General features: G+C 72.1%; 20 protein-coding genes. 1 reads left to right on the top strand and 19 read right to left on the bottom strand.

Going from position 1 to position 21571, the window contains the following annotated elements:
• Positions 1-19: 19 nt before the first annotated feature.
• The 3 genes from BLV39_RS12965 to BLV39_RS12955 form a co-directional block, all read right to left on the bottom strand.
• On the bottom strand, positions 20-901 hold the full coding sequence (locus BLV39_RS12965; protein ID WP_090791468.1) for an RluA family pseudouridine synthase: 882 nt from the start codon (positions 899-901) through the stop codon (positions 20-22).
• 38 nt (positions 902-939) lie between these two features.
• Positions 940-1539, bottom strand: a complete 600-nt coding sequence (gene lspA, locus BLV39_RS12960; RefSeq protein ID WP_090790551.1) for a signal peptidase II — start codon at positions 1537-1539, stop codon at positions 940-942.
• Between the two features lie 159 nt (positions 1540-1698).
• Positions 1699-2118 (bottom strand): TraR/DksA family transcriptional regulator, encoded by a 420-nt coding sequence (locus BLV39_RS12955; RefSeq protein WP_090790548.1) that lies wholly within the window; start codon positions 2116-2118, stop codon positions 1699-1701.
• A gap of 130 nt (positions 2119-2248) precedes the next feature.
• Here BLV39_RS12955 and BLV39_RS44775 point away from each other — a divergent pair, with 130 nt between their 5' ends.
• Positions 2249-3592 carry a hypothetical protein gene (locus BLV39_RS44775; protein WP_176984878.1) on the top strand — a complete coding sequence of 448 codons (1344 nt, stop codon included), beginning with the start codon at positions 2249-2251 and terminating at the stop codon, positions 3590-3592.
• Between the two features lie 39 nt (positions 3593-3631).
• Here BLV39_RS44775 and BLV39_RS12945 read toward each other — a convergent pair whose 3' ends face one another.
• From BLV39_RS12945 to BLV39_RS12870, 16 genes are all read right to left on the bottom strand, one after another.
• Positions 3632-5131, bottom strand: coding sequence for a potassium/proton antiporter (locus tag BLV39_RS12945; protein ID WP_090790545.1), 1500 nt, complete (start codon positions 5129-5131; stop codon positions 3632-3634).
• Positions 5128-5442, bottom strand: a complete 315-nt coding sequence (locus BLV39_RS12940; protein ID WP_090790543.1) for a DUF167 domain-containing protein — start codon at positions 5440-5442, stop codon at positions 5128-5130. The genes BLV39_RS12945 and BLV39_RS12940 overlap by 4 nt, the downstream gene beginning before the upstream one ends.
• A 61-nt stretch (positions 5443-5503) precedes the next feature.
• Positions 5504-6334, bottom strand: a complete 831-nt coding sequence (locus BLV39_RS45110) for a hypothetical protein (protein WP_090790541.1) — start codon at positions 6332-6334, stop codon at positions 5504-5506.
• Positions 6335-6481: 147 nt separating this feature from the next.
• Entirely contained in the window at positions 6482-7294 is an 813-nt protein-coding gene (locus BLV39_RS12930) for a DivIVA domain-containing protein (RefSeq protein WP_089251496.1), read from the bottom strand.
• Positions 7295-7345: 51 nt separating this feature from the next.
• Entirely contained in the window at positions 7346-7639 is a 294-nt protein-coding gene (locus BLV39_RS12925) for a YggT family protein (RefSeq protein WP_090790539.1), read from the bottom strand.
• A gap of 44 nt (positions 7640-7683) precedes the next feature.
• Entirely contained in the window at positions 7684-8418 is a 735-nt protein-coding gene (locus BLV39_RS12920) for a cell division protein SepF (RefSeq protein ID WP_090790537.1), read from the bottom strand.
• A gap of 196 nt (positions 8419-8614) precedes the next feature.
• Positions 8615-9334 carry a YggS family pyridoxal phosphate-dependent enzyme gene (locus tag BLV39_RS12915; protein ID WP_090790534.1) on the bottom strand — a complete coding sequence of 240 codons (720 nt, stop codon included), beginning with the start codon at positions 9332-9334 and terminating at the stop codon, positions 8615-8617.
• Between the two features lie 62 nt (positions 9335-9396).
• A complete protein-coding gene (gene ftsZ / locus BLV39_RS12910; protein WP_090790533.1) occupies positions 9397-10512 on the bottom strand; it encodes a cell division protein FtsZ in 1116 nt (371 codons plus the stop codon).
• A gap of 190 nt (positions 10513-10702) precedes the next feature.
• Complete coding sequence (locus tag BLV39_RS12905) at positions 10703-11488, bottom strand: cell division protein FtsQ/DivIB (RefSeq protein WP_090790531.1); 786 nt, start codon at positions 11486-11488, stop codon at positions 10703-10705.
• The gene (gene murC / locus BLV39_RS12900; RefSeq protein WP_090790530.1) at positions 11488-12966 is read right to left on the bottom strand and encodes a UDP-N-acetylmuramate--L-alanine ligase; all 1479 of its coding nucleotides are present in this window, start codon (positions 12964-12966) and stop codon (positions 11488-11490) included. Before murC ends, BLV39_RS12905 begins: the two co-directional genes overlap by 1 nt.
• Positions 12967-12985: 19 nt before the next feature.
• Positions 12986-14101, bottom strand: coding sequence for an undecaprenyldiphospho-muramoylpentapeptide beta-N-acetylglucosaminyltransferase (gene murG, locus BLV39_RS12895; protein WP_090790528.1), 1116 nt, complete (start codon positions 14099-14101; stop codon positions 12986-12988).
• Positions 14101-15480: an FtsW/RodA/SpoVE family cell cycle protein gene (locus tag BLV39_RS12890; protein ID WP_239083916.1), complete on the bottom strand. Its 1380-nt coding sequence runs from the start codon at positions 15478-15480 to the stop codon at positions 14101-14103. The genes murG and BLV39_RS12890 overlap by 1 nt, the downstream gene beginning before the upstream one ends.
• Positions 15481-15545: 65 nt before the next feature.
• A complete protein-coding gene (mraY, locus tag BLV39_RS12885) occupies positions 15546-16682 on the bottom strand; it encodes a phospho-N-acetylmuramoyl-pentapeptide-transferase (protein ID WP_090790526.1) in 1137 nt (378 codons plus the stop codon).
• Complete coding sequence (locus BLV39_RS12880) at positions 16679-18067, bottom strand: UDP-N-acetylmuramoyl-tripeptide--D-alanyl-D-alanine ligase (RefSeq protein WP_090790525.1); 1389 nt, start codon at positions 18065-18067, stop codon at positions 16679-16681. Before BLV39_RS12880 ends, mraY begins: the two co-directional genes overlap by 4 nt.
• Positions 18064-19629: a UDP-N-acetylmuramoyl-L-alanyl-D-glutamate--2,6-diaminopimelate ligase gene (locus BLV39_RS12875; RefSeq protein ID WP_090790523.1), complete on the bottom strand. Its 1566-nt coding sequence runs from the start codon at positions 19627-19629 to the stop codon at positions 18064-18066. The genes BLV39_RS12880 and BLV39_RS12875 overlap by 4 nt, the downstream gene beginning before the upstream one ends.
• A 12-nt stretch (positions 19630-19641) precedes the next feature.
• On the bottom strand, positions 19642-21318 hold the full coding sequence (locus BLV39_RS12870; RefSeq protein WP_425304694.1) for a peptidoglycan D,D-transpeptidase FtsI family protein: 1677 nt from the start codon (positions 21316-21318) through the stop codon (positions 19642-19644).
• Positions 21319-21571: the final 253 nt, after the last annotated feature.

Here is a 21571-nt window from a genome sequence, read left to right as displayed (position 1 = left end):
CCTCCCCCAGGCTCGGCTCTCAGTCGCGCAGGATTTCCAGCGCGCGCTGCAGGTCGTCAGGGTAGCTGCTCTCGAAGAACACCTCGTCGCCCGTGCCCGGGTGGACGAAGGAGAGGGCGCGTGCGTGCAGCCACTGTCTGGTCAGCTCCAGCCGCCCGGAGAGCGTGGGATCGGCGCCGTAGGTCAGGTCGCCGACGCAGGGATGCCGCAACGCCGAGAAGTGCACCCGGATCTGGTGCGTACGCCCGGTCTCCAGGCGCACGTCGATCAGGCTGGCGGCCGGGAACGCTTCCAGCGTGTCGTAGTGGGTGATGCTCGGCTTGCCGCCGGAGACGACCGCCCACCGGTAGTCGTGGTGCGGGTGCCGGTCGATCGGCGCGTCGATGGTCCCGCGCAACGGATCGAGGTGGCCCTGGACGACGGCGCTGTAGCGCTTCTCGACCTCGCGCACCTTGAACGCCCGCTTGAGCCCGGTGTAGGCGCGCTCGCTCTTGGCCACCACCATCAGCCCGCTGGTGCCGACGTCGAGCCGGTGCACGACGCCCTGCCGCTCGGCGGCGCCGCTGGTGGAGATCCGGTGGCCGATCGCGGCCAGGCCGCCGACCACGGTGGGGCCGGTCCAGCCCGGGCTCGGGTGTGCGGCGACGCCGACCGGCTTGTCGACCACCACGATGTCGTCGTCGGCGTAGACCACGCGCAGACCAGGCACCGCCTGCGGCACGACCTCGGTCAGCGCGGCCTGGGGCTCCGGCAGCCGCACCTCGAGCCAGGCGCCCGCGGCGACCTTGTCGGACTTCGGACGCGGCGAGCCGTCGACGACAGCGTCACCGGCCTCGACGATCGCGGCGGCGGCGGTGCGGGACAGCCCGAAGAGCCGGGAGATCGCCTGGTCGAGCCGCATGCCGTCGAGTCCGTCCGGCACGGGCAGAGCGCGGGAGGTCACTTGTCGCCCGACCCCGCGTCGTTCTCGGCCTTGGCCTTCTGTTTGCGGAGCGGTATCCGCGAGCCGTCCCGTTGCCGCCCGCTGAACTCGAGGATGATCGCCAGCACGACGCCACAGGTCAGCGAGCTGTCGGCGATGTTGAAGACCGCGAACTTCTCGCCGTACGGTGCGAAGAGGCTGATCATGTCGACCACGTGGCCGAGGAACGGGCCGGGCGCCCGGAACAGCCGGTCGGTGAAGTTGCCCAGCGCGCCGCCGGCCACCAGGCCGAGGGCTATCGCCCACGGCAGCGAGCGGAGCTTGAGGGTCATCCAGGCGATCCAGCTCAGCACCGCGATCGTGACCAAGGGGAAGACCCAGGTGTGCCCGCTGCCCATGCTGAACGCGGCACCGCTGTTGCGGATCAGGCTCAGGTAGACCGCGCCGCCGAGGATCCGCACCGGGCCGCGACCGCTGAGCTCTTCGAGGGCGAAGTGCTTGGTGAGCTGGTCGATCAGGATGATGAAGGCGGCAACGCCCACCAGCGTCCAGACGGCTACGGCCCGGGCGCGCTTGGGCGGCGCCGGGGTCTCGTCCGCGGGCGTGGTCGCGGTCATCTGTCCCTCTTCGGCGGCGTTCAGCTCGGCCTGCTTCCTCGTCGGCGGGGATCGCCGGGCGTGGTCCGCCGGGTTTGTCGCGAAAGCGGCGTTGCCCGGTCGAGCCGCGGGTGACACGGCCCGGCCGGGCAACTCTACGCGAAGGAGCGGACGCCGGCCCTACCGGCGCTCCTCCAACTGCTTGCAGGTGACGCAGAGGGTCGCGGAGGGGAACGCGGCCAGCCGCTCGACGGGGATCGGGTTGCCACAGCGCTCGCACCAGCCGTACCCGCCCTCGTCGAGGCGCTCCAGCGCGCGCTCCACCTGGCTGATCCGGTCGAGGATGCTGTTGACGATCGTGATCTCCTGCTCACGCTCGAAGGTCTTGGTGCCGGTGTCGGCCTGGTCGTCGCCCGCCGAGTCGGTGAACCGGTCGCGCTGCAGGACGGTGATCTCGGTCAGCGTCTGGCTGTGCTCGATGGTCAGCTCCTCCCGCCGGGCCGAGAGCGCCACACGGATCTTCTCCGTCTCCGCGGCGGTCCGCGTGCCCTTGGGCGCTTTGCGGCTGGCGGCGGTTTTCGTGTCGGCTGGCTTCACCATGGCTTCTCCCTCAGCCGCGGCCCCCGCGGCGGTTTGTGCTGTCGTCGCGGAGGAGGAACGCTTCCTCCGCGACGAGACCGGGTCGGCAGACCCGGCCTGAATCGAGGTGCCGGCTCCGGTTGGCGCGCGCTTGGCGCCCACCTCCGACCTGGTGGCGCGGGTCCGTGACCCTGCCTTCGAGCGCGCGGCTGGCCCCGCACCAGCACCGCGACCCGACGCCGACGCCGCCGGTCCGGAATCGGACCCAGCGCGCCTGGTGCTCTTCCGCGTGCCGGTGGCAGCCGAGTCGGCGCGCGTAGCGGCCGTCCCGGCCACGGGACCACCGGCCCGGGCCGCCTTCTTGGCCGGCGCGGCCTTTCCGGCCCCGCCCGCGGGCGGGGTGTTCGCGGCGGCCGACGAGCCGGCCTTCCGCGCAGGCGCCTTGGCGGCCGCCTTCTTCGCCGGCGCGGCCTTCTTGGCGGCCTTCGCCGGCGCAGCCTTCTTCGCCGCCGGCCGCTGGGCCGGTGCGGCCTTCTTCTCCGCAGCCTCACTGGTCGCGGTCTTCTTCGCGGCCGCGCGTTGGGTCGGCGCGGCCTTCTTCGCTGTCGCCGACTCCGCGGTCGCGGCCTGGTCGGCCGGCGCCCGCTTCGCTGCCGCGCTCTTCGCAGCAGCCTTCGCGGACGCGCTCTTCGCGGCAGCCTTCGTGGGCGCAGCCTTGGTCGCGCTCTTCGCGGCGGCTCCGGCGTTGGCCGCCTTCTTACTAGCGGTCGTCTTCTTCGCCGTGGCCTTCGTAGCAGCGGCCTCGGTGGCCGACGACGCAGCCGTGTCGGCTGCCTTCTTCGTGGCCGCCTTCCGACCGTTGGCCTCCGGGGCCGGCCCGGCCTTCGCCGCGGCCTTCTTCGCGGGCGTCGCCCTGGCCGGGCTCGCCTTCTTGGCCGCGCCGGCCTTGGCCGCCTTCCGCCCGGACCCGGCCTGCGCGGCGACCACGGTCTTGCGCCCGGACCTGGTCCGATCGGCAGACCCGGAAGCCGGCTCGATCCGCGCCGTGGCGACAGCCTTACCCGTCGCTCCCGTAGAAGCAGCAGCAAGCGGCGCGGACGCCGACTCGCGCGCGGGCCGGGATCGGGCAGGCGCGGTCGCGGCGGCCCGCCGGGCGGTCGTGCCCTCAGCGCCGGCCCGCTTGGCCGCGCGCGACGGGACGGTCGACCGGTTTGACGTGGTTGCGGTCTTCTGTACGGGACTCGCGCCGGGTGTGGCGGGACCCGTTTCGGTGCGCCGGGGCCGGCGGTCGGGGTGCGGCCCGGCGGCGCGCGTGCCCGGCGCACCGGCTGAGGCCGGTGCTTTCCGGACGATGCTCGCGCGGTCGGCCATCACGTTCCCCCACGTGCAAAACGGGCGCGCGGCGGGCCGCCGCGCACTCCGGAGGTTGGCAAGAATACGGAACGTGAAGACGTCCGACAACATGCCGCACCGTTTCAACCAGTTCCGCCCCTGATTAGCCGGCAATCAGGACAAAAGGAACCTTAACCGATGGTTAGCCCCTTTCCTCCCCGTACTCGGCAAACCACCTGGCCAAACGCCCCCGGCGGCTGACGGCACGGAGGCGGCGTTCCGCGGCGTCCCGCACGGCGGCGGTGGCCACGATCAACAAGCTGTCGCCGACGGCGAGCCGGGTGTCGGGACCCGGTACGAAGCCCTGACCGTCGCGGAGCACCAGGGTCACCGCCGCACCGACCGGCAACCGCAGCTCGTCGAGGTGCACACCGGCCAGCATCGAACCCGGCGGCACCTCGAGCTGGAGCAGGTCGGCGCCCATCCGCTCCAGCGGCGCCGTCTCCACCCGAAGCTCGGCCGCCTCCGCCGGGGCGGTGACCCGCAGCGCCCGGGCCACCGGCCCGATGGTCGTCGCCTGGAGCACGGTGAAGATCAGGACGAGGACGAACACCACGTCGAAGAGTCGCGCCGCTCCGGGCGTGCCGGCCGAGAGCGGGATGGTCGCCAGCACCACCGGCACCGCGCCACGCAGGCCGGCCCAGGCCAGGAAGGCCTGTGCCCGCAGTGGCACCCCGAACGGGATGGCCGAGACCAGCACCGACAGCGGCCGGGCCAGGAACACCAGCGCCACGCCGACCACCAGGGCGGGCACCAACACGTCGTCGAGCCGGCTGGGCGAGGCGAGCAGGCCGAGCAGCACGAACAGGCCGATCTGGGCGACCCAGGCCAGGCCGTCGGCGAAGCCGAGGATGGTCTGCCGGTGTGGCAGCCGCGCATTGCCGAGCATCACGCCGGCCGTATACACAGCCAGGAATCCCGACGCGTGCGCGACGGCGCCGGCCGCGTACGCCAGTGCGGTCAGCCCGACCACCGCGATCGGGTAGAGGCCCGAGGACGGGAGAGCCGCGCGCCGGAGCACCCAGACCCCGCCGGCACCGACCACCAGGCCGATCGCGCCGCCGATCACGAGCTCGTAGAAGATCACCAGGACTTCCCACCACCACGGGTGGGCGAACGGGCCGACCGTGGCCAGCAGCACGACCACCAGCACGACCGGCGCGTCGTTGATGCCGGACTCGGCCTCGACCGTCGCCACCAACCGGGCCGGCAGCCGCATCTTGCGCAGGGTGGCGAACACCGCGGCCGCGTCCGTCGACGCGACCACCGCGCCGTACAGCAGCGAGAGCCGCCAGTCCAGGTCGAGCAGCAGGTGTACGGCCACGCCGACCACCGCGATGCTCACCGCGACACCGACGGTCGCGAGGGTCAGCGAGACGCCGAGCACCGGGCGCAGCGTCGACCACCGGGCGGTCAGCCCGCCTTCCGCGATGATCACGATCAGGGCGGCGAAGCCGAGGGTCCGGGTCAGCGACGCGTTCTCGAACTGGATGCCCAGGCCCGACTCGCCGATGAGCAGTCCGAGCGCCAGGTAGACCAGGAGGCTGGGCAGGCCGAGCCGGGTGGACAAGCGCACGGCCGCGACCGCGACAAGCAGCACCGCCGCCCCGAGTAGCAGGGCGAGGTTCAGCTCCTCGCTCACCGTCCTGGGCCGGCGCGGAGCACGGAGAACCGGTCGAGGGCGGCGTCGCCGGCCGCACCGGCCGGCAGTTCCACGACGAACAGCTTGTCGCGGCTGGCAGCGCCGGTCTTGAGCGCCACCGCGCTGGCCCGCAGCCCGAACGCGTCGGCCACCGCGCGACGGGCGGCCTCGGTGGCCTGGCCGTCGACGGCGCGGGCGGTGACGGCGACGACCAGCGCCGGACCGTGCGGACCGTCGTGGTGCCCACCGATCCGGGCACGCGACGCCCCCGGTTTCACCCGGACGGCTACCACGACGGACCTGCTGACCATGCCTCATTGTGCCAAGAAGGGCACCCGTGGGACGGGTGCCCTTCTTTAACGCGACAGAGAGCTAGACCCGGCGCGCTCCCGCGAGCAGGGCGCTGTCCGGCTCGCACAGGCTGCACGGCGTGAACCCGAGCTCCGCGGCCTCGCTCACCGGCAGCGGCTCGCTTTCGCGACCGAGCAGGTGCACGCAGCCGAGGATGTGATAGCGCGGGCGTCCGTCGCAGACCAGGACCGGCGCGGACATCCGCGCCACCCGGGCCGCGTCGGCGGCCGAGACGAACTGGGCCGCCGGCTCGTCCGGCGGATCGTCGTCATCATCATCGTCGTCGTCATCGACCAGGTCGGGTGCGGCGTAGGTCTGCCGCGGCGGGGCCGGTTGCTGGCTCGGCCAGCCCTGACCCTGCGGGGGACCCTCGGCACGCAGGTCTGCGAAGCCCTGGTCGTAATGACCCGTACGGTCGTCGACAAGGCCCCCCGGCTCGTCGACGGTCGCGGCCGCCGCCCTGCGGCGGCCGTACTCCGTGCCCTCGCCCGACCGGTAGGCGCCCTGGTTGGGCACGCTCGGTGGAGCGACGGGATCTGCGACCGCGACAGACGTCTCGTCTGCCCCCCATGCGGTCGCCCGCCGGCGGCCGGGCTCGTTGCCCCGGACCGTCGAACGGTGGTGGAACACTCTCGAGTCATCCTCGCCGCCGGCACGCTGGAATCGCTCGTCATCGTTGTAGCTGGCCTGAGCCCGTGCCGCGGCCGCCTGGCGGGCACCGACGACGAGCGCGACAGCGGCGAAAAGACTCGCCGCGATCGACAGGACCAACAACACGCTCGAACCACCTGCGAGTCCGAGCACGAGCAGCGTGACAGCACCGAGGATGAGCACCAAACTTGCAACGATCACGGCTCACCCCCGCCGCTTTCTGTATAGATGTCGTGGGTCCGGCGCGCCCCCGGGGGGACCCGGGTACGCCGGAGACACGGCACCGTCCGGGGGACGCATGCCCGCCCCCGGTTGGGCTTACGGAACCGTCGTCGGTTCGAGGAGCTCTTAGCGGCCGGCTTCGAGGGAGCCGGAGCGTCCCGCGCCGCCGTAGGAGCCCGCGAGACCGGCGGTGGCCAGACCCGGTGCGCCGGATGTCACGGACCGATTGCCGTCGGTCCGGGTCATCTCGGCCTCGAGCCCCTGCCCACGACCGTCGAGGTCGCGAAGCTGGCTCTCCAGGTAGGCCTTGAGCCGGGTGCGGTACTCCCGTTCGAACTGCTTGAGCTCTTCGATGTGCTTCTGCAGTGCCGTGCGCTTGGCGTCGAGACCGCCCATGGCCTCCTGGTGCCGCTGCCGCGCGTCACGCTCGAGCGCGTCGGCCTTGGCCCGCGCCTCGCGGGTGACCTCTTCGGCCTTGGTGCGCGCGTCGGAGAGCAGCTTGTCGGCTTCGCGGCGGGCGTCGGACACGTGGTCGTCGGCCGTGCGCTGGGCCATCATCAGGACCCGAAGGGCCTGCTGCTCGCCGTCGCCGCCCACAACCGGGGCGCCCTGGGCGCGCATCTGCTCAAGCTCGCCCTGCATGGCGCGGGCGGCCTGCTCAGCGGCGGCCTTGTCACGCTGGATCCGGTCGAGCTGGGCCTTGAGGTCGTTGAGCTCAGCAGCCAGTCGAGGGTCGGCACCCGGGCCGGCTGGCGCGCCGCCTCGGGGTCCGCCGCGCTCGACCTGGGCGCGCAGCTCGTTGTTCTCCTCGATCAGCCGGGCGAGTTCGCGCTCGACCTCGTCGAGGAAAGCGTCGACCTCCTCCTCGTCGTACCCCCGTTTGCCGATCGGGGGTTTCTTGAAGGCGACGTTGTGCACGTCGGCCGGGGTAAGCGGCATCGAAACTCCTCGGGTCAGTTGCGGCCGCGTTGCTCCTGGTCAGACCGTGTGTCAGATCCAGGGCTGCACCACGAATCTCATCAGCACGAACAGGATAACCAAGAGCACAAGCGAAGCGAGGTCGATGCTGAGGTTACCGATCCGCAGTGGTGGGATCACACGCCTCAACGCCTTGAGGGGCGGATCGGTGACGCTCCACACCACTTCCAGTCCGGCGGCCGCAGCACGCCTCGGCTGCCAACGACGGCCATATTGAAGCACAGCGCTCAATACGAATCGTGCGAGCAGAGTGATCAAAAAGAAGTAGATCAGCAGGTAGAGGACCTGGAACAGAATCGAAAGCACGACTCGCGCAACCCTCCATCAGGCCGGCTCTGCCCTGCTCAGGGCTACGGCAGGGTAAAGAAACCGCCTTCAGCGATCTTCGCCTTGTCCTCTGCCGTGACTTGGACGTTGGCCGGTGAAAGCAGGAACACCCGGTTGGTGACGCGCTCGATCGTACCCCTCAAACCGAAGGCCAAGCCCGCCGCAAAATCCACCAGACGGCGGGCGTCCGACTCATCCATTTCGGTGAGGTTGATGATCACCGGAACACCGTCCCGGAAATGCTCACCGATGGTGCGGGCCTCGCGATAAGTGGTCGGATGCAGAGTCGTGATCTGGTAGCGCTGTTCGTCGTCGGCGACCACCGCGCGTTCGCGCAACTGCACCTGCGGTGCGAGCGCGAGATTGTCGCGGGTGGGGTAACTCACCTGTGACGGGCTCTCCGGAGCCGGCGAACGAGTGATCGATCGCACGCTGGAGCGTTCGAGTGCGCGCTCGGCGCGGGACTCACGAGCCTCACGCGCCTCGGCGAGCTCGGCCTCGGCGGCCTCTAGCCGGCTCGGACGGTCGGCGTGCCGGGTCGACCGGGCGCGCGGCACCGCCGGCGCGTCGTCGGCCTCTTCCTCGTCCTCGCCGAAGTCGTCGCTGTACCGGCTGGACCGGTAACGCGATTCGCGGTAGCCCGCATCACCGGACCGGCTGCTGCCGGACCGGCCGTCATAGCCGTCGTCATAACCCCGGTCGTCGTCTTCCTCTTCGACCAACCCGAGCCAGACGCCCGCCTTTCGCAAAGCTCCCATGTGCCGCGCCCCTCCGTCCGCCGTGTGGCACGTGCCCCCCTGCCCGAGCCACTGTCACGCGCGTGGACTCCGTCTATGCATCGGTACCAAGCCGACCTTCCTATGCCGTCACCCTCCCGGTTGACGGCGCGCCCCCCGGCGCTGCGAAGGTCTGCATGGAAAACAACACCGATGTAGTTTGGTGTCCGCCGTCAGGCTACCCCAGGTAGTGACGCTTACCGAGCAACGCGCTACCGATCCGCACATGTGTCGCGCCGTGTGAAACGGCGTTCTCCAGGTCATCGGACATTCCCGCCGACAGGACCGTGGCTGTCGGATGATCGACATGGAACGCGGCGGCTATCTCGGCCAGCCGGGCGAACGCCTGATCCGGCGGCGCACCCAGCGGCGCGACCGCCATCAGGCCGGCCAACCGCAGTGCCGAAGCACCCGCCACCGCCTCCGCGGCCGGGCCCAGACCGCGGTCCGGGTCCGCCGAGCCGGGCAGCGCGCCGCCCCGCGACGGGTCGCCGTCGAGGCTCACCTGGAGCAGCACGTCGATGACCCGCCCGTGCCCTTCGGCGGCCCGGTCGAGCGCCGCCGCCAGCCGGACGCTGTCGACCGACTGCACGACATCCGCGTACGCGGCCACCGACTTGGCCTTGTTGCGCTGGAGCTGGCCCACGAAGTGCCAGCGCACCCGGGCGCCGATCTCGGCCGCCTTGGGCGCCGCCTCCTGGTCCTTGTTCTCGCCGACCTCGGTGACGCCCAGGTCGGCCAGGAGCCCGACGTCGCTGGCCGGGTAGGTCTTGGTGACCGCGACCAGCGTGACCTCGTCGGTGCGCCCGGCGGCCGAGCGGGCGGCGTCGATCCTGGCCCGTACCAGGGCCAGGTTGGCCGCCAACTCGGCGCGCCGGGTGTCGTCGTCAGCCTTCACGCTGTCAGGCTATTAGGCGCCGTGCCCTGCTTCCCGAAGCGCCTCCGGCGCACACCCGGACTTTACGAGCCGTTTTTAAGGAAGTCGGGCACGTCCACGTCGTCGAAGAGCACGCGGCGGGCCGGCTGGGCCGGGGCCACCGGCGGCGGCGTGGTCTCGACCGGCGTGCTGGTCACGATCGGCTGCGGCTGAGTCGCCTTGCGCACCGGCTCGGACGGCTTGTAGGCGGGCGTGCCGCCGTCGAAGCCAGCCGCTATGACGGTGACCCGCACCTCGTCGCCGAGGGCGTCGTCGATGACCGCACCGAAGATGATGTTGGCGTCCGGGTGGGCCGCGTCGGTGACGAGCTGGGCCGCGTCGTTGATCTCGAAGAGGCCGAGGTCGGAGCCGCCGGCGATGGAGAGCAGCACGCCGCGCGCACCGTCCATGCTCTGCTCCAGCAGCGGGCTGGAGATGGCGGCCTCGGCGGCCTCCACGGCGCGGTTGTCGCCGCGGGCGCTGCCGATGCCCATCAGCGCGCTGCCGGCGCCGCTCATGACGCTCTTGACGTCGGCGAAGTCGAGGTTGATCAGACCCGGCGTCGTGATCAGGTCGGTGATCCCCTGGACACCGGAGAGCAGCACCTGGTCGGCCTGGCGGAACGCGTCCATCATGCTGATGCCGCGGTCGCCGAGCGCCAGCAGCCGGTCGTTCGGGATCACGATCAGCGTGTCGCACTGGTTGCGCAGTTCGTCTATTCCCGCCTCGGCCTGCACCTGGCGGCGCTTGCCCTCGAACGAGAACGGGCGGGTGACCACGCCGATGGTCAGCGCGCCGAGCTTGCGGGCGATGTTCGCGACCACCGGCGCGCCGCCGGTGCCCGTGCCGCCGCCCTCGCCGCAGGTGACGAAGACCATGTCGGCGCCCTTGAGCACCTCTTCGATCTCGTCGCGGTGGTCTTCGGCGGCGCTCTTGCCGACGTCGGGGTTCGCACCGGCGCCGAGGCCCCGGGTCAGCTCGCGGCCGACGTCGAGCTTCACGTCGGCGTCGCTCATCAGCAGCGCCTGCGCGTCGGTGTTGATGGCGATGAACTCGACGCCCTTGAGGCCGACCTCGATCATTCGGTTGACGGCGTTGACGCCACCGCCACCGATGCCGACGACCTTGATGACCGCCAGGTAGTTGTGCGGAGGTGTCATCGGGGGTGCCTTCCCTTCCCGTGTGCGGCCGGACGCGGCATGCCGCCGCTACGCGAAGGGCAAGGGAGGAAACCCTCACCCTCTACTAGAGGCTTAGAGTTATGTCAACTGCTCGGCCTCTGGGGCAACGTAAGCGGGACACGACCGTGATCCAAGGACCAGGTACGGCGTGTCGCCACGCGGTATTTCTTCAGCGGATCGTGACGACCCCGGGATCGCTGACGTCGAACGTCTTTCCGTCCCGCTGCAACAGCCCCGCGGTGACCGTCGCCTTCTCCGTGCTGCGGCTCGCGTCGCCCCAGACCACCGTGCGGCCACCGGAGAGTTTGAGGGTGATCTGGGCCGGTCCGGCCACACCCACCTCGAGCAACTGGCGGCGCAGGGACTGCGACAGGGAGGCGATCACACCGACCGCGCCACGGGTGCCGTCGACGTTGCCCCGGGGGTCGGCGATCCGCACCAGCGGCAGGTGGGCCGGGCGGCGGTTGAGGTCCTGGAACACCACGCCGAACCGGTCGACCACGAGGAACCGCCTGCCCTGCGGGACGACCGCCTCGGCCGTGCGCTCCACGACGACGACCGTCAACGCGTCGGGCCATTGCCGGGTGACGGTGGCCTTCTCCACGGCGGGCAGCGTGCTCACCCGGGCCGCGACCGCCTCGAGGTCGAGGCGGGCCAGCGGGGCACCGGCCGGCACCGCCGCGGCGGCCCGCACCTCGTCCGGGCCGAGCAGCGACGTGCCGTCGACCGCGACCGTCCGCACGCCGAGCAGGCTGGAGCCCAGAATGACCCACGCCAGCAGGCCGAGCACCGACAGGAAGCCCACACCCACGGCCCAGGGCAGCGCGGCCCGCAGCCGCCGACGGCGCGCCCGCCGCATGAACCGGCGCACCGACGACGGCATCGCGTCACTGCCCGCGCGGACCAGGGTCCAGCGGCGCCGCTCGGGCGCGCCGCCGCCGGGCCGGACGGTCATCAGCCGGCGACCGGCGACACCGAACCCGCCGCCGCGTCGCCCACGGCCGGGTCGGCCGCCGACAGGGCGGCCAGCAGCTCGTCACCGAGCAGCGAGCTCGGCGGGGCGCCCATGGTCACCACCAGGTCGCCGGGACGGGCCCGGCGGACCACCTCGGCCGGGACCGCGTCCCAGTCGGGCACGAACACCTTGTGGGCGGCGGGCAGGCCGATCGCCGCGGTCAGCGCGACGCCGCCCTCGCCCGGTCCGCGGGTCTCGCCGGGGCCGAAGACCTCGAGGATGATCGCCTCGTCGGCGATCGCCAGCGCCGTGGCCAGCTCCGCCTCCATGTCGCGGGTGCGGTAGACGCGGTACGGCTGGAAGACCACCACCAGGCGGCCGCCGGACGCGACCTCGCGGAGCGTCTCCAGCGCGGCCGTGACCGACACCGGGTGGTACGCGTACTCGTCGTAGACGACGACGCCGTTGGCGACGCCCCTGCGCTCGAACCGGCGGCGTACGCCCGGGAACGCGGCGAGCGCCTCCACGGTGACCGGCAGGGACACGCCCAGCTCGACCGCGGCGAGCACGGCGGCCGCGCTGTTGAGCCCGAAGTGGCCGCCCGGCACCGGCAGCCGGATCTCGCCGACCTCCTCGCCGAGCAGCGTCGCCTGGTAGCGGACGCCGAGCACCGACGAGGAGATGTCGGACAGCCGCAGGTCGGCGTCGGCGGCCACCCCGTAGGTCAGCACCCGCCGCCCCTGCTCGCGCAGCGTCTGCGCGAGCCGCCGGGTGCCCTCGTTGTCGGCGCAGGTCACCACGAAGCCGGCCGGGTCGGTCAGCAGCGCGTACTCCAGGAACGCCGCCTCCAGCCCGGCCAGGTCGCCGTAGGTGTTGAGGTGGTCGGCGTCGATGTTCGTGATGATCGACGCGTACGGCCGGTAGAGCAGGAACGACCGGTCGCTCTCGTCGGCCTCGGCCACGAACAGGTCGCCGCTGCCGTGGTGGGCGTTGGAGCCGACCTCGGAGATCTCGCCGCCGATCACGAACGACGGGTCGAGCCCGGCGTGCTGGAGGATCAGCGTGATCATCGAGGTGGTGGTGGTCTTGCCGTGCGTGCCGGCCACGGCGACGGTGCGCCGGCCGGTCATCGCGGCGGCCAGCGCCTCCGACCGGTGCATGATCCGCAGCCCCCGCCGGCGGGCCTCCTCGAGCTCGAGGTGGTCCTGCGGGATGGCGGTCGAGTAGACCACGGTGTCGACGCCGTCCAGGTTCTCCGGGACGTGCCGCATGTGGATCGTGCCGCCGAGCGCGCGCAGGCCGGCCAGCGCCGGCCACTCCCGCAGCTCACTGCCGGAGGTCTGGATGCCCCGGGTCAGCAGCAGGCGGGCCAGCCCGCTCATGCCGACACCACCCACACCGATCAGGTGCACCGTGCCCAGATCCTCCGCCGCCACCGTGCCAGCCGGGGTGAAGTCCGCGATGTTGAGCCCTGCCACCGTGCCTCGCTCTCGTCAGTCACTGTCCGGCGTGTGTTGCCGCTTCGTAAACGAAGTCGAGCAACGCCTCGTCACCATCGCGCCGTCCGTAGCCCGCGGCCGCGTAGCCCATCGCAGCCAGCCGGTGCGGGTCGCGCAGCAGCGGGATCACGGTGCGCTCGACCCACGCCGGCGTCATCTCGCCGTCGTCGACCAGCAGACCGCCGCCGGCGTCGACCACGGGCTGGGCGTTGCGGCTCTGCTCCTGGTTGCTGTACGGGTACGGGACGTAGATCGTGGGCAGGCCGATCGCCGCCACCTCGGCGACGGTCATCGCGCCGCCCCGGCTCAGCATCAGGTCCGCGGCCGCGTACCCGAGCTCCATCTGGCTCAGGTAGGGAATGGTCACGTAGGGCACCGGCAGGTCGTTGGGGATCGAGACCGGCTCGTTGCGGGCGCCGATCACGTGCAGCACCTGCACGCCGGCCCGGGACAGCTCCTTGGCGGCACCGGCGACGGCCAGGTTGATCGACCGGGCGCCCTGCGAGCCGCCCGAGACGAACAGCACCGGCAGGTCGGGGCGCAGCCCGAAGCGCGCGCGGGCGGCGGCGGAGGCCGCGCGGCGGTCGAGGTGGGCGATCGAGGAGCGCAGCGGGACGCCGACGACCCGGGCGTCGCGCAGCGACTCGGCCTGCTGCGGCTGGTGCGGGAAGCCGACCGCCACGTATTTGGTGAACCGCATGCCCATCCGGTTGGCCACGCCCGGCGGCACGTTGACCTCGTGGACCACGATCGGCACCTCGCGGCGCCAGGCCGCCAGGTAGCCGGGCACCGAGACGTAGCCGCCGAAGCCGACCACCACGTCGGCGCGGACCTCGTCGAGGATCTTGCCGGCCGCGCGGGTCGAGGTCACCATGCGGTCGGGGGTACGCAGCAACGCCATGTTGACCGACCGGGGAAGCTGGAACGCCGGGATCTGCCGCAGGTCGTACCCGTGCGGCGGGATCAGCTCGTTCTCCAGGCCCTTGGGTGTGCCGAGGCAGGTGATCCGGACCGATGGATCATGCCGGCGGAGACAGTCGGCGAAGGCGAGCAACGGATAGATGTGCCCACCCGTCCCTCCACCAGCCAGCACGACCGACCGCAGCGGACCCATCACCGTCTCCTCTCGCCACCCACGCCGGCACGCTCGCGCGCGGCGCGTCCGCCGGCGGACGCCGACGAACGGCTGGCCTTCGGAGCCGAGGGCAACGGAGGCAGCGGGGCCCAGAGTAGTCGGACCCACCTGGCCGGCGGGCGGGCATGCAGGGCTCGGGCGGCATCGGGTTCGGCGCGGGCGAACGACGCCAGCATGCCGATCGCGGCCATGGTCACCACCAGGGCGCTGCCGCCGTCGGAGATGAACGGCAGCGGCAGGCCGGTGATCGGGATCAGCCCGACCACGCCACCGATGTTGATCAGGGCCTGGGCGACCAGCCAGGTGGTCAGCGCGGCGGCGACCAGGCGGCGGAACGGGTCGTCGATGCGCCGCGCGATCCGCAGACCGGTGTAGGCCAGCACGCCGAACAGCGCCAGCACGACGATGCAGCCGATCACTCCGAGCTCCTCGGCGATCACGGCGAAGATGAAGTCGTTGTCGGCGGCCGGCAGCCAGCCCCACTTGAGCTGGCCCTGACCCAGCCCGACGCCGAACCAGCCGCCGTTGTCGATCGCGTACCGGCCCTGGATGCCCTGGTAGCAGTCCTTCAGGTCGCAGTCCGTCGGCGGGTTGAAGAAGGTCAGCAGCCGGGCGAAACGGTAGTACGCGGCCGCGATCAGCACGCCGATGCCGGCCAGGCCCGCCACGAACAGGCTGGCGAACACCTGCATCCGCACGCCGGCGGCCCAGAGCACGCCGACCACGATGGCCAGCAGGATCAGCATCGTGCCCAGGTCCTTGTAGCCGACCAGGATGAAGAGCAGCGCGACGACCGGGAACAGCGGCATCGCCAGTTCGCGCCAGTAGGTCAGCGCCGGGCCCTTGCGGCTGATCACGTCGGCCGCCCAGAGGATCAGGCCGATCTTGACGAACTCCGAGGGCTGGAGCTGGAACGACCCGACGTGCAGCCAGAGCTCGTCGCTCTGGATCGGCCCGAGGTGCACCGCCTTCTCACCGCGGACGGCGGCCAGCGCGTTGAGCCCGTTGAGAAACAGCAGCAGCGCGATGGCCACGCCCAGGATCGGACGGGCCAGCGCCCGGAACGTGCGGGCCGGCAGCCGCTGGCACACCCAGAACGCGGCGAGCCCGACGGCGGCGAACAGCGCCTGCTTGGCCAGCGCGGCGAACGCGTTGCCGTCGTCGGCGATGTCCCGCGGGCCGGTCGCCGAGAAGACCATGGTCAGGCCGATGACCAGCAGCAGGCCCGCGCTGGAGATCAGCAGGTAGTAGGACGCCAGCGGACGCCCGAGCAGCCCGCGCAGCGCCGACACCCCGCCGTCGAACAGCGAGCGGCGGGCCTGCGCGGCGACCGAACCCGGTTTCGCTTCCTCCCCCACCGGCCCATCATGGGCGCTCGGCACGCCCGGACAGCGGAGAAATTCTCGGCGTGTCGGCCTGAGCCCTAACTGACCGCTGCCAGGAAGTCGCTGTAGAACAGGCCCAGCGCCATCGCGACGCCGATTCCGGCGATGATCCAGAAGCGGACCACGATGTTGACCTCGCTCCAGCCCGCCAACTCGAAGTGATGCTGGAGCGGCGACATTCGGAAGACCCGTTTGCCCGTGGTCTTGAACGAGATGATCTGGATGACCACCGACATCGTGATGATCACGTAGAGCCCGCCGATGATCGGCAGCAGCATGATCGTGCGGGTCGACATCGCCATGCCGGCGATCAGGCCGCCCAGGCCGAGCGCACCGGTGTCACCCATGAAGATCCGGGCAGGCGAGGTGTTCCACCAGAGGAACCCGACACACGCCCCGGCGCCGGCCCCGGCGATCAGGGCTATCTCCAGGGGATCTCGCACGGCGTAGCAGTAGGTGTCGGCGCCGGCCTTCACGTAGCTCGGGTCGGCGCACCAGTGCCGGTACTGCCAGAAGGCGATCAACGCGTACGCGCCGAGGACCATCGTCGTGGCGCCGGTGGCCAGTCCGTCCAGGCCGTCGGTCAGGTTGACGCCGTTGGTCGCGGCGAGCACCACGAAGACGAACAGGATGACCGAGCCGACCTTGCCGATGTCGAGCCAACTCACCTCGCGGATGAACGAGATGGCGGTGCTGCCGACGGTCTCACTGTTGGTGCGGCTGCCCGTGGTGTCCAGCATGGTGCTCGGGAAGTAGAGCGCGACGATGCCGAAGGTGGCGCCGACGAGGAGCTGGCCGAGCAGCTTGCCGCGCTTGTTGAGCCCGCCGCTGTGCCGCCGGCGGACCTTGAGGAAGTCGTCGATGAAGCCCACCGCGCCGCAGAACACCAGCAGCCCGAGCAGCACCAGCGCGGTGATCGTCGGGCCGACCTGGAAGATCTGCTGGGACGGCAGGGTGGTCAGCGCGATGTGGCCGGCCACGTAGGCGATCACCGTCGCCACGATGAAGACCACGCCGCCCATCGTCGGCGTGCCCTTCTTGCCCATGTGCATCTGCGGGCCGTCGGCCCGGATCGGCTGGCCGGCCTTGAGCCGGGTGAACACCTTGATCGCGAGCGGCGTGCCGAACAGCGAGACGAGGAACGCCACCGCCATCGCGACGATGACCGCCCTCACGCCGTGGTTCCGTTCTCGCGCAGCGAGTCCACCACGTCCCAGGTCCGGTACCGCGAGCCCTTCACCAGGACCACGTCACCCGGCCGCAGATCGGCCCGCAGCGACTCGATCGCCGCTGCCTGGTCGCCCACCACCACGGACCTGCCTTCCCAGCCCTGGTGGGCAATCGCGCCGTCGTGGATCGGCACTGCGGCCTCGCCCACGACGACCACCCGGTCGACGCCCAGCTCCGCGGCGAGCCGCCCGACCTCTTCGTGTCCCGCACGCTCGAACTCGCCGAGCTCGGCCATGTAGCCGAGCACCGCGACGGTACGCCGCCCCTCGCCGATGGTCGCCAGCGCCCGCAGGGCGGCGGCCATCGATGCCGGGTTGGCGTTGTACGAGTCGTCGATGACGGTCGTGCCGTCGGGCCGCTCGAACACGTCCATCCGGCGGGCGGAGCGCAGCGTCAGCTCACCCAGTGCCTCGCCCAGCTCGCGCAGCGGCATGCCCAGCTCGCGGGCCACGGCGGCGGCCGCGAGGCTGTTGCCGACCTGATGGCGGCCGGGCACCCGCAGCCGCACGGGCACACTGCCCCGGGCCACCCGCAGCGTGTACGACGCCAGCCCCTGGGAGTCCATGGTCACCTCGTCGGCGCGCACGTCGGCGTCCGGCGACTCGCCGACCAGGACCACCCGGCCCCGGGTGCGCACGGCCATCTTGCGGACCCGCTCGTCGTCGGCGTTGAGGATCGCCACCCCGTCCACGGGTACGGCCTCCGCCAGCTCGCCCTTGGCCGCGGCGATGTTGTCGACCGAGCCGAACTCGCCGATGTGCGAGGTGCCGACGTTGAGCACCACGCCGACCCGCGGCGTGGCGATGCCGGCGAGGTAGCTGATGTGCCCGGCACCCCGGGCGCCCATCTCCAGCACCAGGTAGCGCGTCTGCTCGTCGGCCTTGAGCACGGTGTGCGGGAAGCCCAGCTCGTTGTTGAGCGAGCCGGCCGGCGCGACCGTCGGGCCGAGCCGGGCGACGAGCTGGGCGACCAGGTCCTTCGTGGTGGTCTTGCCGGACGAGCCGGTCAGGCCGATCACGCACAGGTCGGGCAGCCGGGACAGGGACGCCCGGGCCAGTCCGGCCAGCGCCGCCAGCGGGTCGTCGACCAGCACCATCGGGACGCCCTCGACCGGCCGGGTGCCGAGCACCGCGACCGCGCCGTCGGCCACCGCCGCCGCGGCGAAGTCGTGGCCGTCGACCTTCTCGCCGGGGAAGGCGACGAACAGGCCGCCGGCCGTCGGCTTGCGCGAGTCGTACTCGACGGGGCCGGACACCGTGGCCGCCGGGTCGGCGCCGACCAACCGGCCGCCGGCCGCCGCGGCCACCTCGTCGAGGCGCATCGCGATCATCGCTGACCCACCAGATGGCCGAACCGGGCGCGCAGTGCCGCCGCGAGCTCGACCCGGTCGTCGAACGGGTGCGTCACGCCGGCCACCTCCTGCCCTCGTTCGTGCCCCTTGCCGAGCACGGCGATCACGTCGTCCTCGCCGGCCCGGCGGACCGCCTCGTCGATGGCCGCGCGCCGCCCGCCGGTGAGCTCCTCGACCACCGCGGGTCCGCTCCCCCGCGCCCCGGTCAGGACCTCGGCACGGATCGCCGCGGGCTCCTCGGTGCGCGGGTTGTCGTCGGTGACCAGCACCAGGTCGGCGCCCTCGGCCGCGGCCGCGCCCATCAGCGGGCGCTTGCCCCGGTCACGGTCGCCGCCCGCGCCGATCACACAGATCAGGTGCCCGCCGCGGCTCGTCGCGCGGGCGCGCAGCGCACGGAGCGCGGCGACGATCGCGTCGGGCTTGTGCGCGTAGTCGACGACGCCGAGCACCGGGCCCGGGGCGTCGACGACCTCGAGGCGCCCGGGAACGCCCGGGCAGGCGGCGACGCCGGCGGCCGCGGTCGCGGGGTCGACCCCGACGGCGACCAGCGAGGCGATCGCGAGCAGCGCGTTGGCCACGTTGTGCAGGCCGGGCAGCGCGACACCGGCGTCGACGGCCGCACCGTCGGGCCCGTGCGCGAGGAAGGCCTGGCCGTAGCCGGCGTCGACGACCCCGTCGGCCCACCAGGTGGCCGCGCGGTCGCCGGCGGCCGAGTAGGTGACGGTCTCCGGCTTGCGCAGCGGCACCAGGGCCGGTTCGTCCAGGTTGAGGATCTCGACCCGGCAGCGCCCGTCGAACAGCTTGGCCTTGGCGGCGAAGTAGTCGTCGCGGTCGGCGTGGAAGTCGAGGTGGTCCTGGCCGAAGTTGGTGTAGCCGCCGACCGCGAAGCGCACCCCGCCGACGCGGCCCATCGCCAGCGCGTGGCTGGACACCTCCATCACCACCGCGGTCACCCCGCGCTCGCGGGCGACGGCCAGCAGCGCGTGCAGGTCGGTGGCCTCGGGCGTGGTCCGCACGCTGTCGACGACCAGGTCGCCGAGGCGGGTCTCCACGGTGCCGATCAGGCCGGTCACGTGGCCGGCCGCGCGCAGGCCGGACTCGACCAGGTAGGCGGTCGAGGTCTTGCCCGCGGTGCCGGTGAGGCCGATGACCACCAGGTCGGCCGTGGGGTCGCCGTAGACGGCGGCCGCGACCGCGCCGAGCGCCTCGCGGGGATCGTCGACCACGATCGCCGGCAGGCCCGCCGCGGCGGCGGCCGGAGCACCGGCCGCGTCGGTCAGCACCGCGACCGCGCCGGCCGCGGCGACGGCGGGGACGAACTCGGCGCCGTGCCGCCGGGCACCGGGCAGCGCCGCGTAGAGATCGCCGGGGCGCACCTCGCCGCTGGCATGGGTGATCCCGGTCACGTCGACGTCGGTCACGGGGACAGCCGCCCTGACCAGGGACGCCAAGTCGGCGAGCCGGACGGGAGCGACGGCGCGGGGGCGCGGATTGCCGGGCACGGCGTCAGACCCTACCCGGTCCATGCCCGGCTTCCGCATCTCCACGCTGATCTACGGAAATGCCGTGTACTTGGGGGCGGACTTGGTGCTCGGTGGCACGCGGTAGTGCTGCAGGGTGTACTGCATCATCTCGCGGAACGCCGGTCCGGCGACGTCCCCGCCACCACCGCCCGGGGTGTACGCGAAGACCGCGACGACGTAGCGGGGTGCCTCCGCCGGCGCCATGCCGATGAACGACGCCACGTCGCCGGGCGCGTACTCACCGTCGACCACGCGCTTGCCCGTGCCCGTCTTGCCCGCCACCCGGTAGCCCTTGATCCGGCCCGAGACGCCGGTCGCGTCCGGGATCGTGGTCACGGCCTCCATCAGGTAGCGGAGCTCCGCGGCGTGCTGCGGGCTGATCACCTGGCGGGTCTCCGGCGCGGGCGGCGCGACGTGCCGGCCGTCCCCGGTGACGGTGTCCTTGATCAGGTGCGGCTGGACCCACTTGCCGTCGTTGGCGATCGTCGCGTAGACGGCGGCCATCTGCAGCGGCGTCACGTCGACGCTGTGGCCGATCGGGATCGACCCCGGCGAGGTGCCGTTCCACTCGTCCGGCGGCAGCACGTGCCCGGGCGCCTCGCCCGGCATGCCCTCGCCGGTCGCCTTGCCGAGGCCGAACTTGAGTTGGTAGTCGTACACCCGCTGCGCGCCGAGCTTGTCCGCGACCTTGATCGTCGTGACGTTCGAGGAGTACGCGAGCGCGCCGGCCATCGACATCTTCTTGTTGCCGGCCGGGTGGGTGTCCGAGTACGGCTCACCGGCCTTGTAGATCGTGTTCGGGATCTTCCAGACCGTCTTCGGGGTGATCACGCCTTCCTCCAGGCCGGCGCCGAAGATGATCGCCTTGTGCACCGAGCCCGGGTCGACGATGAACGAGGTCGCCGCGTCCTCCCGGTCGACCGCCGAGTACTTCTCCCAGTCGGCCGCGTTGTAGGTGGGCTGGCTGGCCTGGGCGAGCACCTCGCCGGTCTTGATGTCGATCGCGATCGCCGCGCCGACGGTGCCCTTGCGGGCCAGCACGTTCTCACTCAGCGAGCGCTGGAACTCGTACTGGAGGTCGCGGTCGATGGTCAGCGTCAACGAGCTGCCCGGCTTGGCCGGCACCACCTCGTCGTAGCCGCCGGAGATCGGGATGTCGAGCTCGCCGTTGCCGGCCTCGAATCGGTGCTTGCCGTTGGTGCCGCGCAGCACGTCGTCGTAACGCGCCTCGAGCCCTTCCAGGCCGGTCATGTCCTCGCCGGTGATGCCGATCAGGTTGGCCGCCAGGTCGGCGCCCGGGATCTCCCGGCGCTCGTCGCGGCCGATGCCGATCCCCGCGATGTTGAGCGCCATCACCTGCTGGGCCTTCTCGATCGGCACACCGCGGGCGAGCCACGAGAAGGTGGACGGGATGCCGCCGGCCAGCTTCCGCTTGGCCATCCGCTTCTCCAGGTCTGACCGGGCCACGCCCAGCAGCGGCGACAGCTTGGCCGCCGCGTCCGCCGCGTTCTCGACCATCTCCGGGTCCGCGTAGACGTGCCGCGCCTCGACGCTGTGCGTCAACGGCACGCCGGAGCGGTCGTAGATGCCGCCGCGGGAGGCGAACAGGGTCACCGAGCGGAGCCGGTCCTGGATGCCGCCGTCGGCGTACGCGGGTGTCGGCAGGACCTGGAGCGTCACCAGCCGGATGCCGATGCAGGCGAACATGGCCAGCGCGAGGAAGGCGCCGAGCCGGAGCCGGCGGTTCGGGTCGGCCAGCTTCGGCCGCGTGCGCGGCTTGCGGCGCAGCGGCGGCCGGGGTGCGGTGGCGCCACCCTTCGTGGTGCCGGTCCGGGGACGCGGCGTCCGCGCGGGCGCCCGACCGGTGCCGTCGCCGCGCGGTGCCGTCGTCGTGGTGGTCCTGCGCGCCGGGCCGGCCCCGCGCGTGCCGGAGCGGGCGCCCGCGGTCGTGCCGCCGCGC

Source organism: Asanoa ishikariensis (assembly GCF_900107455.1).
Classification (GTDB): Bacteria; Actinomycetota; Actinomycetes; order Mycobacteriales; family Micromonosporaceae; genus Asanoa; species Asanoa ishikariensis.
This window is presented reverse-complemented; position numbering and strand designations above follow the sequence as displayed.